At 71.4% G+C, this 17878-nt stretch carries 18 protein-coding genes and 1 pseudogene; 10 read left to right on the forward strand and 9 right to left on the reverse strand.

Going from position 1 to position 17878, the window contains the following annotated elements:
- Positions 1–9 precede the first annotated feature (9 nt).
- The 5 genes from F0344_RS35315 (at position 10) to F0344_RS01195 (ending at position 3531) form a co-directional block, all read left to right on the forward strand.
- Positions 10–774 carry a cyanophycinase gene (locus F0344_RS35315; RefSeq protein WP_258049565.1) on the forward strand — a complete coding sequence of 255 codons (765 nt, stop codon included), beginning with the start codon at positions 10–12 and terminating at the stop codon, positions 772–774.
- The gene (locus F0344_RS35320; protein WP_258049566.1) at positions 761–1261 is read left to right on the forward strand and encodes a hypothetical protein; all 501 of its coding nucleotides are present in this window, start codon (positions 761–763) and stop codon (positions 1259–1261) included. Before F0344_RS35315 ends, F0344_RS35320 begins: the two co-directional genes overlap by 14 nt.
- Positions 1262–1360: 99 nt before the next feature.
- On the forward strand, positions 1361–2233 hold the full coding sequence (locus F0344_RS01185) for a MurR/RpiR family transcriptional regulator (RefSeq protein WP_185296987.1): 873 nt from the start codon (positions 1361–1363) through the stop codon (positions 2231–2233).
- A 141-nt stretch (positions 2234–2374) separates the two neighbouring features.
- Positions 2375–2557 (forward strand): hypothetical protein, encoded by a 183-nt coding sequence (locus F0344_RS01190; protein ID WP_185296988.1) that lies wholly within the window; start codon positions 2375–2377, stop codon positions 2555–2557.
- Between the two features lie 239 nt (positions 2558–2796).
- Positions 2797–3531 (forward strand): dienelactone hydrolase family protein, encoded by a 735-nt coding sequence (locus F0344_RS01195; protein ID WP_185296989.1) that lies wholly within the window; start codon positions 2797–2799, stop codon positions 3529–3531.
- A 105-nt stretch (positions 3532–3636) separates the two neighbouring features.
- Here the strand turns inward: F0344_RS01195 and F0344_RS01200 are convergent, their stop codons facing one another.
- Positions 3637–4530, reverse strand: coding sequence for a haloalkane dehalogenase (locus tag F0344_RS01200; RefSeq protein ID WP_185296990.1), 894 nt, complete (start codon positions 4528–4530; stop codon positions 3637–3639).
- 263 nt (positions 4531–4793) lie between these two features.
- Here F0344_RS01200 and F0344_RS36690 point away from each other — a divergent pair, with 263 nt between their 5' ends.
- Both F0344_RS36690 and F0344_RS01215 read left to right on the forward strand, forming a co-directional pair.
- Positions 4794–5522 (forward strand): hypothetical protein, encoded by a 729-nt coding sequence (locus F0344_RS36690; protein ID WP_374940048.1) that lies wholly within the window; start codon positions 4794–4796, stop codon positions 5520–5522.
- A 64-nt stretch (positions 5523–5586) separates the two neighbouring features.
- Positions 5587–6021 carry an ankyrin repeat domain-containing protein gene (locus F0344_RS01215; protein ID WP_185296991.1) on the forward strand — a complete coding sequence of 145 codons (435 nt, stop codon included), beginning with the start codon at positions 5587–5589 and terminating at the stop codon, positions 6019–6021.
- Here the strand turns inward: F0344_RS01215 and F0344_RS36430 are convergent.
- From F0344_RS36430 to F0344_RS01240, 6 genes and pseudogenes are all read right to left on the reverse strand, one after another.
- Positions 5984–6487 (reverse strand): hypothetical protein, encoded by a 504-nt coding sequence (locus F0344_RS36430; RefSeq protein ID WP_308460881.1) that lies wholly within the window; start codon positions 6485–6487, stop codon positions 5984–5986. The genes F0344_RS01215 and F0344_RS36430 overlap by 38 nt on opposite strands.
- A 67-nt stretch (positions 6488–6554) precedes the next feature.
- Positions 6555–6956: pseudogene (locus F0344_RS36435) on the reverse strand (Orn/Lys/Arg decarboxylase N-terminal domain-containing protein); the annotation flags it as partial.
- Positions 6957–7037: 81 nt separating this feature from the next.
- Complete coding sequence (locus F0344_RS01225; protein ID WP_185296992.1) at positions 7038–7649, reverse strand: class F sortase; 612 nt, start codon at positions 7647–7649, stop codon at positions 7038–7040.
- Between the two features lie 77 nt (positions 7650–7726).
- Positions 7727–8086 (reverse strand): hypothetical protein, encoded by a 360-nt coding sequence (locus F0344_RS01230; RefSeq protein ID WP_185296993.1) that lies wholly within the window; start codon positions 8084–8086, stop codon positions 7727–7729.
- A 102-nt stretch (positions 8087–8188) separates the two neighbouring features.
- On the reverse strand, positions 8189–10249 hold the full coding sequence (locus tag F0344_RS01235; RefSeq protein WP_185296994.1) for an ATP-binding protein: 2061 nt from the start codon (positions 10247–10249) through the stop codon (positions 8189–8191).
- Positions 10233–10955: a response regulator transcription factor gene (locus F0344_RS01240; protein ID WP_185296995.1), complete on the reverse strand. Its 723-nt coding sequence runs from the start codon at positions 10953–10955 to the stop codon at positions 10233–10235. The genes F0344_RS01235 and F0344_RS01240 overlap by 17 nt, the downstream gene beginning before the upstream one ends.
- Here F0344_RS01240 and F0344_RS01245 point away from each other — a divergent pair.
- The gene (locus F0344_RS01245) at positions 10875–13067 is read left to right on the forward strand and encodes an AfsR/SARP family transcriptional regulator (protein WP_258049569.1); all 2193 of its coding nucleotides are present in this window, start codon (positions 10875–10877) and stop codon (positions 13065–13067) included. The two genes, F0344_RS01240 and F0344_RS01245, sit on opposite strands and share 81 nt — an antisense overlap.
- A 405-nt stretch (positions 13068–13472) precedes the next feature.
- On the opposite strand, the gene F0344_RS01250 is transcribed toward F0344_RS01245, so the two are convergent.
- A complete protein-coding gene (locus F0344_RS01250; protein WP_185296996.1) occupies positions 13473–14762 on the reverse strand; it encodes an MFS transporter in 1290 nt (429 codons plus the stop codon).
- A gap of 5 nt (positions 14763–14767) precedes the next feature.
- A complete protein-coding gene (locus F0344_RS01255) occupies positions 14768–16120 on the reverse strand; it encodes an NAD(P)-binding domain-containing protein (RefSeq protein ID WP_185296997.1) in 1353 nt (450 codons plus the stop codon).
- Positions 16121–16230: 110 nt separating this feature from the next.
- Here F0344_RS01255 and F0344_RS01260 point away from each other — a divergent pair, with 110 nt between their 5' ends.
- The gene (locus F0344_RS01260) at positions 16231–16608 is read left to right on the forward strand and encodes an ArsR/SmtB family transcription factor (protein WP_185296998.1); all 378 of its coding nucleotides are present in this window, start codon (positions 16231–16233) and stop codon (positions 16606–16608) included.
- Positions 16609–17461: 853 nt separating this feature from the next.
- Positions 17462–17875 (forward strand): DUF5133 domain-containing protein, encoded by a 414-nt coding sequence (locus F0344_RS35325; RefSeq protein ID WP_258049570.1) that lies wholly within the window; start codon positions 17462–17464, stop codon positions 17873–17875.
- The last annotated feature ends 3 nt before the right edge of the window (positions 17876–17878 follow it).

The raw sequence follows: 17878 nt of genomic DNA on the forward strand, positions 1-17878 counted from the left end.
AGGTCTCCCATGCCCGGCCACTCCCCCACCCGGCGCACCGCGCTCACCGGCGGGGCAACCGCCCTGCTGCTCACGCTCGCCGTCACGCCGGCGGTGGCCGCCACCGACAGCCCACCGGCCTCGCGGCACGGCGGTTCGCTGGTCCTGGTCGGCGGCGCCCTCAAGGAAGACAACACACAGGTGTACGGAGAGATCATCCAACGGGCAGGTGGCAGTCGCGCCCGTATCGGCGTGATCACCGCCGCCTCCGTACCTCCGAGCCAGGACCCCGATGCGGGCGACCCCGAGCGGTGCAGCAACTCCCGGTGCAACGGGGCCTACTACGCCGGCCTCTTCGAACGGCACGGCGCGGCCGACGCACAGTGGATCCCCGTCGACCTCGACTCCGTCTCCCACGCCGACTCGGACGCCGTCGTCCGCCAGGTCAACGCCATGACCGGCTTCTTCTTCGGCGGCGGCGACCAGTCCCGCTACCTCACCACCCTCCTGCACGGGGCCGCACACACCGACACCAAGGTCCTGGCCGCGATCAGGGCCAAGCTGGCGCGGGGAGCCGTGGTCGCCGGCTCCAGTGCCGGAGCCCAGATCGCCGCGGGCCGTGACATGGTCACGGGCGGCGAGTCGTACGAGGGTCTGCGCGACGGGAGCAGCCCAGGCTATTTCGACGACCCCACCCGTCTCGGCTACGAGCCCGGGGGCGGCTTCGCATTCCTCCACTCCGGCCTGATCGACACCCGCCTTCGACACAGGCCACGACCGTGTGTACGCCCTTGAGGAGAACACCGCCCTGGTCGTGGACCATCCGGGGGGCGCGCGTGAGCGGTTGCGGGTGCTCGGACCGCGCGGCGTCGCTGTCCTGGACCTGCGGCCCGGTCGCGCTGCGCACGGTGCGGCCTGGTCCCTGTCAGGCGTGCGGTACTCCTACCTCACCGACGGCGACCGCTACGAGCCTCGCCATTGGCGTACCCTGCCCGCCGCCGGCAAGCGCCCGCTCACCCCGCACACGGCCACGCCCGTCGCCGCCAACACCGATGTGTTCTGCTCGGCGGCCAACCCGGCCGGCGTTCCGTACGCGTTTCTGAGAACGGCACGCGCGCTGGCCGCCACCAGTGCCCAACGCAGCGCGGAGGCGACCACCTACGAGGACGGCCCGCGCTTCACCGTCACCTTCTCCAAGCCGCCCGCCTTCACCGCCTGGAGCGACGACGGGTCAACACCGCAGACACTGATCGGCCTGGACGTCGGCGTGGCCGCCGGCTGAGTCACCGTCCGCAACGGGCGGGGACCGGCCGTCCCGCCGGCCGGTCCCCGCCCGTAGGCTCGCCGAGCAGTCCGCACATCCGAAAGGAACCGAAGACCCATGGCCTCTGGCGCGCTCGCAGAAGACATCCGGCACAAGCTGGGCGAGCTCAGTCCCGCCGAGCGCAAGGTGGCCCGTGTCCTGCTGGCCGGTTACCCGGCCGCCGGCTTCGAGACCGTCGCCGTGCTGGCCGAACGGGCCGCGGTCAGCGCTCCCACGGTCATCCGCTTCGCCAACCGGCTGGGGTACCGGGGGTTCCCCGACTTCCAGGCCGCGCTGCGGGCCGAACTCGACGAACGCAACGCCTCTCCTCTGTCCCTCTACTCCTCGGCCGGTTTCGGTCCCCCTCCGGAAGGGACGGACACCGAGTCGGCCCTGCTGCGGCATGGGAGCGAGGTCTTCACCTCCGCTGTCACCGCGACCCTCGCCGAGCTGCCTCCCCACGACTTCGAGCACGCCGTGCGGCTCCTCGCCGACGGCAAACGCCGCATCACGCTCGTCGGCGGCCGGTTCACACACCTCCTTGCCCAGTACCTCGGTCTCCACCTCATGCAGTTGCGCGACGACGTCCGCTTCCTCCCCGACCGGGACGTCGAACGCACAGCCGTGCTCGCCGCCCTCACCCGCCGGGACGTGATGGTCGTCTTCGACTACCGGCGCTACGAGGACGACAAGACCACGATGTCCTCCCTGGTTCAGGGCCAGGGAGGCAAGGTCGTCCTCTTCACCGACACCTGGCTCTCGCCCGCGGCGGCGCATGCCGAGGTGGTACTGCCCAGCCAGGTGTCGGCCCCCTCCCCGTACGACAGCCTCGTCCCGACGCTCGCGGTGCTGGAAACCGTCGTCGCGGGTGTGATGGGCACCCTGGGCGAGGAGGCACGCCGCCGCATGCAGCACGGCGAGGACATCGCGCGCCGCGCGGGACTGTACTGATGGGCTGGTGGGGCCGGCCCATCCGCGAGCGCGGGCGGGCCCCACGACAGAAGCGCTGCCCGGCGCGAGGTCCGGCGTCAGGAACGCTTGCGTCGCGCGAAGAGGAGAAGGCCCGCGCCGAGGGCGACGACCGCCCCGCGGGTGGCGTCCCGCTCACGTGCGCGCAACGCGTTGGACGCGTTCGCGGATCTCGTCGAGGCAGCCGTCGACGTACACGGCCGGGAACTGGCCGTTCGCGTCGCTCTTCTGGCTCCGGACACGACGGGCCTCCTCGCCCACGACACGGGGGACGGCATGTCGGAGGTGTTCAGGAAGGCCGACTGATGGGCTTCGACCACCACAGCGGGCAGGCGGGCGGCCCGGGCCAGGGGTGAGCTACGCTCTGCGGTCATGTATACCGGGACGGCTTCGCGCCACTCACGGATCGGCGACCCGGTGCCCTTCTGAGCGCCGTACGGGCCGACGCGGGCCCGCCGTTCGACCGAGGATCTCGTGCTGCGGCGCGGGCTCCGCCTCCGTCGTGTTGATCAGAGGCTCGACACATCAACCCGACAGGAGAACTCATGCCCACCAAGACGCTTCGGATCCCCACCACGGACGGCCGGGCCGACGCCTTCGCCGCCTTCCCCGACCACGGAGAACGGCGCCCGGGCGTGCTGATGTACGCGGACGGCTTCGGTATCCGGCCCGTTCTGCGGGAGATGGCCCGCGAACTGGCCGGGCACGGCTACTACGTACTCGTTCCCGATCTTTTCTACCGGCACGGCCCGGCACCGCTGACCGGGCTTCCCGCGCACATCGGAGAAGAGGCCCGGCTCGCGCTCATGGCCCAGGTGATGCCGTTGATCGAGGCACACACCACCGCACGTGCACTGCGTGATGCCGACGCCTACCTCAGCTTTCTCGCTGCCCAGCCCGAGGTCGCCGCCGGGCCGGTCGCGGTGACGGGCTACTGCATCGGCGGCCTCCTGGCGGTGCGCACCGCCTCGGCCCACCCCGGGCAGGTGGCCGCCGTCGCCGCATTCCACGGCCCCGTGGGCGCGGACGGGCCCGGCACCCTTGCCGGGATCACCGCCCAGGTCCACTTCGGCCACGCCGAGAGCGATCTGACGCCCGAGGCTCTGGGCGAGCTCAACCGGGTCCTGGACACCGCAGGGGTCGACTACACCTCCGAGATCTACCCCGGCACGGTCCACGGGTTCACCATGTCCGACACCGACGCCTTCGACCCCGCCGGGCTGCGTCGCCACTGGGACCGTCTGCTCCCTCTCCTCGGCCGCACAGTGACCACCAGCTGAGGTTCCGGCTCGAAAGCCACTGAAGCACAAGGCCGCGACAGCGGACGGCTGGCCATACCCATGTCGGCATGGTCGGCCCGCTTCGCCTGCCCGCTCGGGTCTGGACTACAGCTGATCGAGGAATTCCTGGAGGGCCTCGGCGATGCGCTGGGGGGAGTCCTCCGGGAGGAAGTGGGTTCCCGTGACGCCGACTTCCCGCTGGTTGGGCCAGCTCCTCACGTACGCGAGGGCAGCCCCGGTCAGCACCGCGCCGGGCTCCCCCGCGATGAGGAGCTTGGGCACCTGGCTTCCCGAAGCCCAGGTCCCGTTGGCCTCGACGATCGCCGCGACGTCCTGCGGCTCCCCGTCGAGCGGCAACTCCCGTGCCCAGGTGAGCGTGGGCACCCGCGACCGACGCGTGGGGAACGGCGCGCGGTAGGCCGCCATCTCCCGCTCGTCGAGTGCGCGCAGGGTGCCCATCGGGAGCATCTTCTCGACGAAGAGGTTGGTGTCGAGGACGATCTCCTCGCCCTTGTCGCCGCGCACTGCGCGGAACAGGGCGTCCCCGCCCGGCGGGAAGTCGGCCCAGCGGCGGCCCTGCACCACCCCTTCCATGTGGGCCAAGCCGTCCACGCGGTCCGCGTGGCGCCGGGCCCAGTCGAGGCCGAGGGCGGCGCCCCACTCGTGCATGACCAGCGTGACCTTCCGGTCGGGCAGGACCGCGTCGAACCAGGCGTCAAGGTGCCTGGCGTGGTTTCCGAACCGGTAGGTGCCGTCCGGGGTGGGGCCGGACGCGCCCATGCCGGCCAGGTCGGGGGCCAGGTACCGACGGGTGGGTGCGAGGTTCGCGATGACGTTGCGCCACATGTACGACGAGGTCGGGTTGCCGTGCAGGAACACGACGGTGCGGTCGCCCGAGCCCGTGTCGACGTAGCTCATGCGCACGCCGTCCGCGTCGACGATCTTCCTGGGGTGCCGGTCGGTCCTGGTGTCGGGTGTTCCGGCCGGGTTCGGCGACATCTGCTTACCTTGCTTTCCATGATTCATGACAGATGTTTCTAATGATCCATGCCGATTGACCGTCGCAGACCGTTCGGGTCCGAAGCGTGAACGAGGTTGTCCCCCTGGTCCGGGACTTCCTGAGCTCTCACCCCTGGGTGAGGCGGGACGGATCACTCCCAGGCCCTCAGAGGCACCGGAATCCGCTGCCCACATGTTGACCAAGGTGACCATTACATGGACGGCGCGCATGCTGTGATCATCGTGCGGGCAGTATGCCTGGCATGACGACCACCGGGACCCGGACCTCGTGCCTACTGGCCGCCGAACGGGCTGCGCAGCTCCTCACGACGGACGAGGTGGCGCACTGCTGGGAAGATGAGTCCGTACTGCCAGGGATGTCGGTGGGCGAACTGGCCGGCCATCTCGCGCGGAGCATCCTGCAGGTCGAGTGGTTCCTTGACGGCCCAGTGGTCGGCGTGGAAACGGTGTCACCAGTGCACTACTACGCCAGGCTTATGGGTACAGATGTGCCCGGCTCGGCGTTCAACGTCGGCGTGCGTGCACGGAGCGAGGAAACGGCCGCGGCCGGCCCCTCCGTCGTGGCTGAGCAGGCGCGGGCCACCTGCGCGCCTGAGCCGCCCACCCCCCGTCGGCACGTCACCGGCTCTCCCTTCGGCCCTCACCGGAAGAGCCGGTCAACGGAGACGTCGGGCTCCCTCGCCCTGCCCGGGCGCCATGCCTCCCCAGCGGATGCGCACACCGCAGAGTCGGGCAACCATGGACCCATGCCCATGCCACCGATCATCATTCACGCCCCGACACCGTCCGGCGGCAGGATCGTGACCGTCCACGCCAAGGGCCGCGACGAACGGCTCGGTCTCGCGCACAGCGATCACGATGTGATCGTCTTCCTCGCTGACGCAGGCCTGCTGGATCCCGAGCGGGTGCTCGACAACCCGGCAGTCGTCACCTGGGAGGGCGCAGAAGCTCACAGCTACGAGCCCGCTTGAGCGCTGCGGAGCCCGCGCAATATGACTGGCCCTGTCACGTATCCGGTCGCTAACCTCGGCAGTCATGAATCAGCGGCGGCAGAAAAAGCTCTCCCGGCATCTCTTCGCAGCCATCCTGCGGGGTGACGCCGCCCGCGCGAAGGCACTTCTGCGTGCGGGGGCAGACCCGCAGCGAGGCGACAGCGAGGGCACCACCCCTCTCTACGAGGCATCCGTGAACGGGAAGGCCGAGATCGCCCGCCTGCTCCTGGCGTCCGGGGCCGCCCCGGACACCGAGAGCAGCGGAATCGGCGCGGAGGGCACGCCGTTGTGCGCCGCCGCATGCTGGGGACACCTGGAGACGGTGCGCGAACTGCTGGCGCACGGCGCTGATCCGAACCTCCGTGAAGACCACGGCTCGGGCCGCTCTCCTCTGGACTGGGCGAACAACGGTCCCCATCCAGAGACCGCTGCCCTCCTCATCACAGCGGGAGCGCTCTCCCACGGGGCAACCGCATAGCATCGCCGTTCGGAGCCCGCGTACTGCGCCTCCCTCGACACCGCCCCCGCCGCCAGTGGGTTGGCCGCGATCCGCGCTTCCACCGCAACGGGGCCAGCCCGTGCAGGACCGACTTGTGACAGTTGCGGTCGACGAGGGCGATCTCGTCGCGCGTGACGCTGTAGTGACCCACCATGCGGTCGGCGGTGGAATCGCCGTGGAGCACGAAGTACGTACGGTCGGCGCCGAAGACCCGGACCGCGTTGCGCTCCGCCTCGCCGATGGGGCCGCTGTGCTCGAAGAGCGAGCCGAGTTCACCGACGGAGATCGACAGGTCGCTGCGGAAGAGCCGCTCACCGTAGTAGTCGAAGAAGGCCCGGGCCGCGGCGGACTTCAGGAAGGCGACGCCGCCCGCGTGCGCCGGTGTGTGCCAGGAGTACTCGTGCGCACGCGGGCGGCGTCGCCTTGAAGAACGGCGGCAGGACACTTTCGCGGTAGGCGCGGGCTGCGGCGCTGACCCGGCCCGCGATGAAGGCGGGGGTGTCTTCCATCGGCCAGATGTAGCCCACGACAGTTTCGGACACCCACAGAGGAAGTCGGTCGAGGGCCTGATCCGACTCGTCCGCCATCAGGAGGAACACAGGCAAACCCTTGAACCAGCGTTCGATCTGCCGCAGCACTGCCGCGCCACCGCCCTCCGCCGCCGTGCTCGCATCGTGCTGGAGATCCCAGGCGACCACCGCTGCCGAAGGCCCCGCCTCCGTGTGCAGCGCCGCCCGCGCGTCCCGCGCGTTGTCGGCCCACCGCAGCTGAAGTCCCCGGTTCTCCAGCTCTTTGCCGACCCGCTTGAGCTGCTCACGGTTGGCACCTCCACCCCACGCATTGCCAGCAGAACTCTGCCGTCCGCCGTTGCTGTCCGCCTCTGCTCCTTGCTGCCCGAAGTGTCCCGCGCTCAGTTTCCGCCACTCGGCCCTTCTGCACCCTCAAGAGGGGCGGCGGACCGGTCGACGGGGAACCGGCGACGGGACATCGTCCGGTCAGCGAAGGGCCGCGTACACGATGAGGTTGTCGACGGGGTGGCCGTCGGCGTCGAACGCTCCGTCGCACGTGACCAGACGGAGCACGCGCTCGCCGGTCGCCCCGTACACCTTCTCCGTGGGGAAGGCGTTCTTGGACACGGTCTCCGTGCCGGTGACCGCGAAACGGGACGTGCCGCCCGCCCCGTCGGACACCACGATCTCCGCGCCTTCGGCGATCGAGTGGAGGTCGTGGAAGACGGCCTTGCCGAAGCGGGTGTCGTTGTGACCGATGAGCACGGCGGCCCCCGGCTCACCGGGAACGGCCCCGCCCGCGTACCAGCCCGCCGTCATGCCCTGTTCGGCCGACGGGACCTCGACCGTGCCGTCCTCGTTGAGCCCCAGGCGCAGCAGCGTGCTGTCGATGCCGAGCGAAGGGACTGTCAGCCGGGTCGGCGCGGGCGCCTTGTGCGCTTCGGCTTCCGCCTCCGGGGAACGGGCGGCGGGTGAGGCCGTCCGGGCGGATGCCTCGGGGACGTCCGCCGTGCCGCACCCCGTGACGAGGGTGAGCAGCAGGCCGGCTGCCATGGCGGACGCGAGGGCCCGCCAGGACGATTCAGGTGTGAGGGGCATGTGCACTCCGGTGCGCTGGTGATCGGGGAAAAGGGGTGGCGCCGCCCCCACGGGGAGCGGCGCCACTGTGTGCGGAATCAGCCGTTGCGCCGAGCGGCGGACCGGCCGCGCAACACGAGGGCACAGGCACCGGCGAGCAGCACCGCGCCCGCGGCCGAGCCGTACAGCGCGGTGTGGTCGGTGCCTTGGACGGAACGCTCCCCGGCGTCGACGCCGCCCCGCGGCATGGTGCCCGGCTCCACCTCCGCGGGAACCGCGGACGGCTCTGCTCCCTCGGAAGCGGAGCCGGGGGTGGGGGTGGGGCTGGGGGTGGCGACGCTCGCCGTGGGCACCGGCGTGGGAGTGTTGTCGGCGACGGCCGCGGCGGTCGGGAGGAGCACCGCTCCGGTGGCGACGGCGGTAAGGACGGCGGTACGCAGGGTCGTTCGAAGGGACATGAAGAACTCCGATTCCAGCTCGGCATGGGTGGTGCCCGCGCTCGGATACGCGTCGGGCGACGCCGGCTTGTTCCAGACTGGAGTGAAGTTGTGAGGAAGCTGTCAGACCGTCGTTTCCATCGGATCAGGGCCGGCCGCCGGAAGCCGCAGGGTGAACACCGAGCCCTGGCCCGGCGTGCTCGTCACTCCCGCCGTCCCTCCGTGCGCCTCCGCCAGCTTGCGGACGATGGCCAGCCCGAGACCGCTGCCACCGGTCCGGCGGCTGCGTGACTTCTCTGCGCGCCAGAACCGTTCGAAGACGTATGGCAGGTCCTCGGGGGCGATGCCGCCGCCGGTGTCGGCGACCTCCACCACCACCACCGCCTCGCCCGGAGCCCCGTCGCCCGCGTCCCCGGGCGCGGTCGCATACGCGCGCAGTGTCACGTGGCCACCGGGCGGGGTGTGACGTACAGCGTTGGACACCAGGTTGCCTACCGCTTGGCGCAGCCTCACCGGGTCGGCGTCGAGCGCGGGGGCCCGGTCGCGGCCGGCCGTGGGAACCACCGTGAGGCCGACTCCCGCGGCATCGGCCCCTGCCTGGTGGGCCGACGCGACCTGGGCGAGGAGCTCCTTGATCCGCACCGGCTCGGGGTGCAGCCGCAGCGCACCGGCATCGGCGGCGGCGAGGTCCTGGAGGTCGTCGATGATGTGCTGCAGCTGGACGGCCTCCTCCAGGAGTGAGGAGACGAACGTCGCGTCCGCTTCGGCGATGCCGTCCTGTGCACCCTCCAGCCACCCCCGTATGTTGCTCAGAGGCGTGCGCAGCTCGTGGGCGACATCACTGACCATCACCTTGCGCTGTTCCTCCAGCCGGGCACGGTGTGCGGACATGTCGTTGAACGCGGCGGCCAGCCGGCCGATCTCGTTGTCGCCCGCGACGACCACCTGCGACGGGCTCTCGCCGTCCCGCATGCGCTGAGCCGCTCCGGTCAGCGCGTGCAGCGGTCGTACGAGGCGGACCCCGGCGAGGACCGAGGCGCCGACGGAGAGTGCGAGGACCAGCGCCGCCGCGCTGATGATCTTCACTGTGTTCGCCGCGGACAGGTCGAAGCCGGGGACGGCGCCTCCGCCGGGGTCGGTGATGAACAGCAGCGCGGGTGAGGCGACGTACGAACTGAGCTGCTCCTGGCGGGCGATGCCGACGCACGAGGCGATGTCACGGTCGTTCTCGCTGTCCACGGGTGAGGGCGCGGCGTACGGAGTCGGCGTGGCGGACTCGGCAGGGGCGGCACTCGGCACGGGTGTCGGTGCGGGAAGGGCTGTGGGAAGGAGCTCGGCGCGGCTGTTCCACGAGAGGTCGAGGTCCAGCCGTACGGCTTCGCGGTCCTGCCGCTCCAGACACGCGTTGACGAGCTCGTTCAGTGCCCTCAGCGCCCGTTTCTCGGTCCCCGTGGGGCTGTCCAGCGCGTCCGTCGGGCACTGGCTGCTCCGCAGTCGGTCGGGATCGTTGCCCACGACCTGAATACGGGGGCGCCCGCTCGCGGCCTCGACGACGTCCGAGGCGATCCCGGACCGGCTGAGGCACTGCACGGCGGCCTCGGCGGTGCGCCTCAACGACGTGCGTTCGGCCTGGGGCAGTCTGAACGGACCTACGGCCCGCGGGTCGATCCGGTCGTCGGCGGAGCGCTGCACCCCGTCCGCGCCGGGGGCCCCGACCGTCACGGACACCGAACCGGAACCGTTCGCGCTTCCGTCCCCCGGTCCGTTCGCGCCCGGCATGGCTGTCACGGACAGGGGGTCCACGACGGCGGACGCCTGGTCCGGAAGAGCGGGTGGAGGCGGAGAGGAACCGGCGGAGTCGGCGACGGTCTCCCGGCTCTGCGTCGTCAGCGTGATCCGCCGGTCGGCCGACTCCGCCAGCTCGTCGACGGTGGCTCCCACACCGTCCCAGGTGGGGTGTTCGGCCGCGTAGGCGAGCAGGGAGTCGAGGATCCGGGTGTCGGCGGCCAGGTTGCGGCCCTGTTCCTGTTCGATCGCGCCGGACGTGGTCTGGACGGCCAGCCATGCGGTCGCGGCGACGGAACACGCCGCCACGAGCGCCGAGACGGCCAGCAGCCGGCCGAGCAGGCTCTTGCGCAGGGGCAGGCGCAGCCGCTGCACTCCGCGCTCAGCGCGCCGAAGCACGCGCGGCACCCTTCAGCGGGTCCATGAGCTTGTACCCGACCCCGAAGACCGTGAGCAGCCGGACCGGTCTGCGGGGCGCGCGCTCGATCTTCTTACGGAGGTTCATGATGTGCACATCGACGGTGCGGCTGCTGATGTACCGGTCGAAGCCGTGCAGTTCGGCGAGCAGTTGCTCGCGGGTGAAGACCCGCTCGGGCTCGGCGGCCATGGCCGTCAGGAGCCGGAACTCACCAGGCGTGCACTCGACTCCCGTGCCGTCGACGGCCACCTCGTGGCGCACGGGATCGACCACGAGGGTTCCCACCCTCAGCACGTCGCCCTCCGCCCGGTCCCCGTCCCGCCGGGTCCGCCGCAGGAGCGTGCGCACGCGTGCCATGAGTTCCCGCGGGCTGTAGGGCTTGGTCATGTAGTCGTCCGCCCCCAGGTCGAGCCCGAGCAGCAGATCGTCCTCCGTGGCGCGGGCGGTCAGCATGAGGACCGCCAGTTCGCGCTGCTCGGACCGGAGTACGCGGAGCACGTCCAGTCCGTCGGCGCGCGGCATCATCACGTCGAGGACGATCAGATCGGGTGCCCCCTGCCTGGCCTGCTCCAGCGCGGCGAGCCCGTCGGACACCACCGTGACCGCGTGTCCTTCGCGTTCGAGGTAGCGGCGGACCAGCTCGGCCTGTTTCGCGTCGTCTTCAGCGACTATGACGTTTGCGCACACACAAGTGATCGTAGAGGAGTCCGTTACCGCGGCCTTCCGCCGGGCGATTGCGGCGGCCGGGAGGGAATTGAGTACGAGAGCTCAGGCACGGCGCCGGCCCTCTTCCGGGGCGAGCCTCTGCCCGGCCTTCCGGGGCCGCTCGCCGACGCGGAACGCCAACGCCTCGCCCGGCAACGGCGCACGCTGCACCAGGACCGGGTCGAGTGCCTGGTACTCCTGGGCCGTTACCCGGACGCCCTGGACGACCTCATGTCCGTGCCCCTGGCCCAGCGGCACGACGAGCCGCTCGCAGCCCTGCGGATGCGCGCGCTGTACGGCAGCGGCCGGCAGGCCGAGGCGCTCAGCACGTACCAGGAAATGCGCCGCCGGCTCCTCGACGAGCTGGGCGTGGAGCCCGGCAAGGAACTCCGCGCGGTGCACCGGGCCGTACTGCGCAGTGACGACCGGCTGTTGCTGGGCAGGTCGACGCCGGCCGGCACCCTCGCTCCCGAGGACGCCGGGTCCCAGGAGTCCCCACCCCGGCCGCAGAAGACCGGTCGGCACCGCCCCCGCCGGAACGAACTCCCCGGCGACACCTCCTGCCTGGTCGGCCGCGAGACGGAACTCGCCCTGCTCACCGCTGCGGTGCCGCCGGATTCGGTGTCAGTGGCGGCCGTCGACGGCACGGCGGGCGTCGGCAAGACGGCCCTGGTGGTGCGCGCCGCCTGGGCCCTCGCCGACGACTACCCCGACGGCTGCCTCTTCGTCGACCTCCACTCGTACGGAGCGGCCCACGAGAGCGTCGGCCCGCAGCGGGCTCTGCGCCGGCTGCTGCGCGCGGTCCGCGGGGGCGCCGGTGAACTTCCGGACGCCGCAGACGATCTGACGGACCTGGTCACCGCCTGGCGTGCGGCGACGAGCGCACTGCGGCTGCTCCTCGTCGTGGACGACGCCCGCAGTGCGGAGCAGGTGCGCCCTCTGCTGCCCGCGGGACCTGGGAGCCGGGTCCTGGTGGCGGGCCGGCAACGCCTGCCCGGCCTGGACGCCGGTCAACGCCTCACCGTGGAGCCGCTGGGCACGGACGATGCGGTCGGCCTGCTCCGCGAGCTCCTCGGGGAGGCGCGCGCGGACCGCGAGCCCGAGGCCGCATGTGAACTCGCCGTGCGCTGCGGCGGCCTGCCCCTGGCGCTGCGCATCGCGGGGGCCCGGCTGCAGAACCGTCCGTCCTGGACCCTGGCCTTCCTGACCAACCGGATGTCCGACGACGGACGGAGCCTCGGCGAGCTGCGTGCCGAGGACCGCAGTGTGGAGGCCGCCTTCCGGGTGTCCTACGACCTGCTTTCACCCGAACTACGGCGCAGCTTCCGCGCGTTGGGCCTGGCTCCCACCGTACGTTTCGACGGTCTCACCCTTGCCGTCGCACTGGGACGCTCCCGCACGGACGCCGAGGGACTTCTGGAGGATCTGGTCGACGCCAGCCTGCTTCAGCAGCCGCAGCCGGGCCGATACCGGCTGCACACACTCGTACGGGCGCACGCGCGGCGCCTCGCCGACGAGGCACCCGTGGAGGCCGCCGCGGATCGCGCCGCTGTTCTGAACCTCTACACGGCAGCCGGCCGCATCGCCGACGACTGGGGTCCTGAGGGCTTCCCGACCGGGCCCGACGTCGCCGGTTCGCCCTTCCACGGGTGGCGGGAAGCCTCGACCTGGCTGGACGCGGCGGGCGGGGAACTGGTCGACGTGGTGGCCTACGCGGCCGCCGCCGGACAGTACGACGACGCCTGCTGGATCGCCGAGTCAGAAGAACGGCCGGCCGCGAACGATCAACAAGACGCTGCGCTTCGTCGCCGATGCCCACAAATCCCTCGGCCGGCACATGGAGGCCACGGGGCTGTTGCGACGGGCCGCCGAACTGGCCGCTCAGGCAGGGGACTTGCCGCTGCGTACGGTGTGTCTGTCCCGCCTCGCCGCCGCGGAACACGTCCAGGGCGATCTTCGCTCCGCCGTCGACACCCACCACGAGGCCCTGTCCACCCTCACCGAGCACACGAGCACGTGGCTGGAGATGGAGGTCCGAATCCGTCTCGCCCGCACCTACGTGGCAGCGGGCCGTCGCGCCGATGCTCGGCATGAGTTCCGCACGGCCCTCTCCCTGCCCGGAGCCGGCGACCACCCCAGGGAGTACGGCCAGGCGCGCGACGGGCTGAACCGTACGGCGTCGGCGGCCCAGTTGCTGAGGGCGGCGACCGCCGAGGGCGGAGGGAACTGATCAACTCCCCGCGGCGTGGGCCGGAACGAGCGCGACGGGACGGTGCGCATGATCACGGTGGTGGGACCGGTGAGGGACGTGGTGTGCGGCAGCGCGGTCGGGTCCGGGAAGGCCTCGTCCCTGGATGAGGGGGTTGAGCCGGCCTCCGGGAGCGTGGGCCGGACTCGCGGAACAGGGTCCGGGCCAGGGAGCCCAGGCCTGGCTCACCGTGTTCAGGGATGACATCCCCCTCACCTGCCGTGGACACGTCCGCGCCAGGTGAGGGGGTGTCACTCACGCCGCAGGAACCGCCGAGGCAGTCCTCGATTCCGGTATCCAGGCTCCTCCTGCTCACCGGGCCGGAGAGGCGGAGGCGGCGCCCGTACGCCCGTGGCCGTTGCCAGGGCTGCCGCCGCAAGGGAGCAACCCGCCAGTAGCAGGAAGAGTGCGTCGTATCCGCCGAGAGGGCCGGACAGAACGGCGCCCGCCCACGGAGCGAGGGCCGCGGCGAGGGAGGCGGGCGCGGTCAGTACGGCCGAGAGACGGCCGTAGTGTGCCGTGCCCCAGCGGTCGGTGACGGCGGTGGCCTGCAGCAGGGTGAGGTTGCCGCGTACGACTCCGGCGCCGACGGAGAGTGCCACCAGCAGCGGAATCGGTCCGGGGACGAGGGCGAAAGCCGCCGTCGTGGCACTGCCGAGGGTGATGAGCACGGCGGTACGGGTGGTCGCTGAGGTGCGGGCGGCGAAGCTCGCGTAGAGGGTGCGGCCGAGGGTCTGGCCGGCACCCCCGAGACCGAGAGCCCAGGCGGCCGCGGTGGTGCTCGCGCCACGTTCGTGCAGGAGAGGGACGAGACTGATGACGACCGCGTACATGGCGAAGCCGGACAGTGTGAAGGCGGCGGCCAGCACCAGGAACGGACGGCTGCGGACCACCGGCGTACCACCCGTGACGGCCGGCGCCGGCTCTGCCGGAGGCCATGGTGCGCGCAGCGCGAGGGCATGGGCCGGGATGGTGACGGCGGCGAGGATCGCGGCCAGAACGAGGTAGGTGGCGCGCCAGCTGAGGTGCTCGGCGAGGGCGGCGGTCAGCGGGGCGAAGACGGTGCTCGCCAGGCCGCCCGCGAGGGTGACGACGGTCAGGGCACGGACGCGGTCGGGTCCCCACCAGCGGGTGAGGGCTGCGAACGCGGGCGGGTAGAAGGTGGTGGCCATCGCGACGCCCGCGAGCAGCCAGCCCGCTGTGAAGCACGCCAGGCCGGGAGCGGTGGCGATGAGCAGGAGGGCCAGGGTTCCGAGCACCGAACCCGCTGTCATCACGGCGCGCGGACCCCTGCGGTCCAGGACGCGTCCGACGGGGATTCCGAACGCCGCGGACACGAGCAGAGCGGCCGAGAAGGCCGCGGTGGTGACGGCCGGGGACCAGCCTGTGTCGGCGGTGATCCGGGAGTTGAGGACGGGAAAGGCGTAGTAGATGACGCCCCAGCTGGTGATCTGGGTGGCGCAGAGGGCGGGCAGGACGACGTGCGGCCGCGACCGGACCCCCGTCCTGGTCGCGGCCGCACCGGCCGGGAGCTGCGGCATGGAGGTCAGCAGCCACCGGAGGCGGCCGGGGCGCCGATGCCGACCTGGAGCGTGGCGGGCGCGGCGCAGCAGCCGCCGCCGTCGCTCGGGGCGGTTTCGGGCTCGTCGAAGAGGCCGGCGCCGCCACAGACTCCGGTCTCGGGCAGGACGAGTTCGACGCGCTCGGCGGCTTCCTGGTCTCCGGCGAGTGCCGCGGCGATGGAGCGGACCTGCTCGTAGCCGGTCATGGCCAGGAACGTCGGTGCCCGTCCGTAGGACTTCATTCCGACCAGGTAGACGTCCTTCTCCGGGTGGGAGAGCTCGTTGACGCCGTGCGGGTAGACGGTGCCGCACGAGTGCTGGTTGGGGTCGATGAGCGGGGCGAGGCCGGTGGGCGCCTGGAGGCGCTCGTCCAGGCCGAGGCGCAGCTCGGAGAGGAAGGAGAGGTCGGGGCGCAGCCCGGTGAGGACGATGATCTCGTCCACCGGGTCCAGGCGGCGGCCGTCCTCGGCGAGCAGGACCAGCTGTTCGCCCGCCTTCTCCACGGCGCCGGTGCGGAAGCCGGTGACGGCGTCGGCGTGGCCGTCGTCGACGGCCGCCTTGGCGGCGAGGCCGAGGGCACCGCGTGCGGGCAGCTGGTCGGCGGTGCCGCCGCCGAAGGTGGAACCGGTGACGCCGCGACGCAGAACCCACACCGCGTGTGTGCCGCCTTCCTTCCTGGCGAGGCCGGCGAGAGAGGCGAGCGCGGTGAAGGCCGAGGCACCGGAGCCGATGACCGCGGTGCGCCTGCCCGCGTACCGAGCGCGGACGGCGGGGTCCTCGAGGTCGGGAACCCGGTACGAGATCCGGTCGGCCGCCGCCTTCTCGCCGAGCGCCGGAAGGCCGTCGCCGCCGATGGGGCTGGGCGTGGACCAGGTGCCGGACGCGTCGATGACGGCACGGGCGGTGATCCGCTCCTCGGTCCCGTCGGCCAGCTCGATGTGCACGGTGAAGGGCTGCTGCTCCCGGTCCGCGTCGACGACCCGGTCGCGGCCGAGACGGGACACACCGGTCACCGTGGCGCCGTAGCGGACCTTGTCGCCGAGGACGTCGGCGAGCGGCTGGAGGTACCGCTCGGCCCAGTCCGCGCCGGAGGGGTAGGTCGCACCGTCGGGGGCGGACCAGCCGGTGGGCGCCAGCAGCTTCTCGGCGGCCGGGTCCACGACCTCGGACCAGGTGGAGAACAGTCGTACGTGCCCCCACTCCCGTACAGCGCTGCCTGCGGCGGCCCCTGCTTCCAGGACCAGGGGCTCGATGGCGCGCTCGACAAGGTGCGCGGCGGCGGCCAGACCGGCCGGACCTGCACCGATGACGACAACAGGAAGCTGCTTCTCGCTCATGACGGGTGCTCTCCTCAACACGGGGTGACGCCGGAGCGCTGCTTCGACGTTCATCGATGTCTCGATGTCTGGAGCTTGCCACCTGTATCGACGAGTGTCAACATAGACATATGTCGAATCCAATGACGGTGGAAGTCCCTGTCCTGCCGGCCGGACCGGTCACCCCGTGCTGCGCGCCGATCACGTCGGCCGAGCTCTCGCCGGCGGACGCGGCGAAGATGGCCGCCATGTTCAAGGCACTCTCGGACCCGGTCCGGCTGCGGCTGTTCTCGAAGGTCGCCTCGCACCCCGCCGGGGAGGCGTGCGTCTGCGACGTCGCGGATGTCGGCGTCTCGCAGCCCACCGTCTCGCACCATCTGAAGAAGCTGCGCGAAGCCGGACTCCTGACCTCGCAGCGGCGCGGCACGTGGGTCTACTACCGGGTCGAGCCGTCGGTGGTGGCGGCGATGTCGGCCCTGCTCGATACGCCTGCGGCAGGCGCCTTCTGAGCGCTTTGGCCATACCCGGCTCGCGGTCGGGAGGCCCCGAGGACACCTCGACGACGATCGACCCGGGCGCCAGACGGCGGCGAACGAGCCGATCCGCGACATCCGTGGGCCGCCGCGGGGAGCGCGCCGCACAGGCCCGGAGCCGGGCGGCCGCCTCGCGCGGAGAGGATGTCCGCGGTGGCGGCGATCATGCCGCCGATCCAGGAGCCGGCGGGTCGCCTGAGGCCTCGCAGCGACGGCCCCAGGCTGTTCCATCGTTTCCAGACTCCCACTCAAGCGTCCGGCCGAACGGAACGAATCCGTCGCGGTGGAGCCTTCGCAACGGCGCCGGCCACGACGGACCTGGCCCGTTCGGGCACCATCACCCGAATCGGATCCGAATTCTCGGAACGATGACATCGCGTGCCGAGCTGATCGTCACAGTAATGATCTGCAATCGCCGCGGCTACCGAACTGCCGATCTCCCGAACTGCCGAGCTTCTGATCTCCGGATCTGCGCATTACGCGGGATCTGCGCGTGATACGCGCCGCGACCGTGCCGACCGGAAGAGGGATCAAGGAACGGGAAAACAGTTGAATCGGCGCGGTTGATTCATTGTCCGCGCAGACGGGCAATAATCCAGTGACCCAGTGGGAGTTGCGCGAGGGTGAGCCGTCCTCCTGCACGGCGGGCATGATTTCCACACTGCTCACCGACGCACCGATACCCGCCGTTCGAAGGGATGCCCCCCCTATGTCCACCTACGCCGAAGAGCGTTTCGAATCCGGCCCGTCCCCTTCTCCCGGAACCACGGATTCCGCACGGCATCCGTTCCTGGGGGAGACGGCCACACCGTGGGCGGTCGGAATGATCATGGCAATGACCCCGTGCTCAAGACGGGACGCGAAGCGGATCCTGGCCCTGGCGGCAGAGTCCGCACACCTCACTCCAGCGGCCATGGCCGCCACGATGGTGGCGGGATCCCACGGCGTGCCGGTGCCGAAGCATGTGGAACGGGCGCTCCGGGGAGCGATGGAGGCGGCCCGAACGCCCGCGCCGCCCTCCGGGACCCTGCGGGGCGTGGCATTGCTGCCCAGCCGTCCCCGGACCGAACAGGTGTTGGCCGAGTTCCGCAAGTGCCAGGCGCTGCTGGCGGCGGCCCCCTCCGACAGGAGCGCACGCCAGGCCTTGGACGACGCGGCCTACACCCTGTGCGTGCTGCTCGGCAGAACGACGGTGCACGAGGCTGTGGACGCCGCGGAACAGCACCTCGCCGCATCGGCCTAGCGA

It is taken from the genome of Streptomyces finlayi, assembly GCF_014216315.1.
GTDB lineage: Bacteria > Actinomycetota > Actinomycetes > Streptomycetales > Streptomycetaceae > Streptomyces > Streptomyces finlayi_A.

What these genes read in the sequence shown, in the direction of transcription:
- F0344_RS35315 (WP_258049565.1), top strand. Translation starts at nt 10, where the DNA reads ATGCCCGGCCACTCCCCCACCCGGCGCACCGCGCTCACCGGCGGGGCA.
- F0344_RS01185 (WP_185296987.1), top strand. Translation starts at nt 1,361, where the DNA reads ATGGCCTCTGGCGCGCTCGCAGAAGACATCCGGCACAAGCTGGGCGAG.
- F0344_RS01195 (WP_185296989.1), top strand. Translation starts at nt 2,797, where the DNA reads ATGCCCACCAAGACGCTTCGGATCCCCACCACGGACGGCCGGGCCGAC.
- F0344_RS01200 (WP_185296990.1), bottom strand. Translation starts at nt 4,530, where the DNA reads ATGTCGCCGAACCCGGCCGGAACACCCGACACCAGGACCGACCGGCAC.
- F0344_RS36690 (WP_374940048.1), top strand. Translation starts at nt 4,794, where the DNA reads ATGACGACCACCGGGACCCGGACCTCGTGCCTACTGGCCGCCGAACGG.
- F0344_RS01215 (WP_185296991.1), top strand. Translation starts at nt 5,587, where the DNA reads ATGAATCAGCGGCGGCAGAAAAAGCTCTCCCGGCATCTCTTCGCAGCC.
- F0344_RS01225 (WP_185296992.1), bottom strand. Translation starts at nt 7,649, where the DNA reads ATGCCCCTCACACCTGAATCGTCCTGGCGGGCCCTCGCGTCCGCCATG.
- F0344_RS01230 (WP_185296993.1), bottom strand. Translation starts at nt 8,086, where the DNA reads ATGTCCCTTCGAACGACCCTGCGTACCGCCGTCCTTACCGCCGTCGCC.
- F0344_RS01250 (WP_185296996.1), bottom strand. Translation starts at nt 14,762, where the DNA reads ATGCCGCAGCTCCCGGCCGGTGCGGCCGCGACCAGGACGGGGGTCCGG.
- F0344_RS01255 (WP_185296997.1), bottom strand. Translation starts at nt 16,120, where the DNA reads ATGAGCGAGAAGCAGCTTCCTGTTGTCGTCATCGGTGCAGGTCCGGCC.
- F0344_RS01260 (WP_185296998.1), top strand. Translation starts at nt 16,231, where the DNA reads ATGTCGAATCCAATGACGGTGGAAGTCCCTGTCCTGCCGGCCGGACCG.
- F0344_RS35325 (WP_258049570.1), top strand. Translation starts at nt 17,462, where the DNA reads ATGGCAATGACCCCGTGCTCAAGACGGGACGCGAAGCGGATCCTGGCC.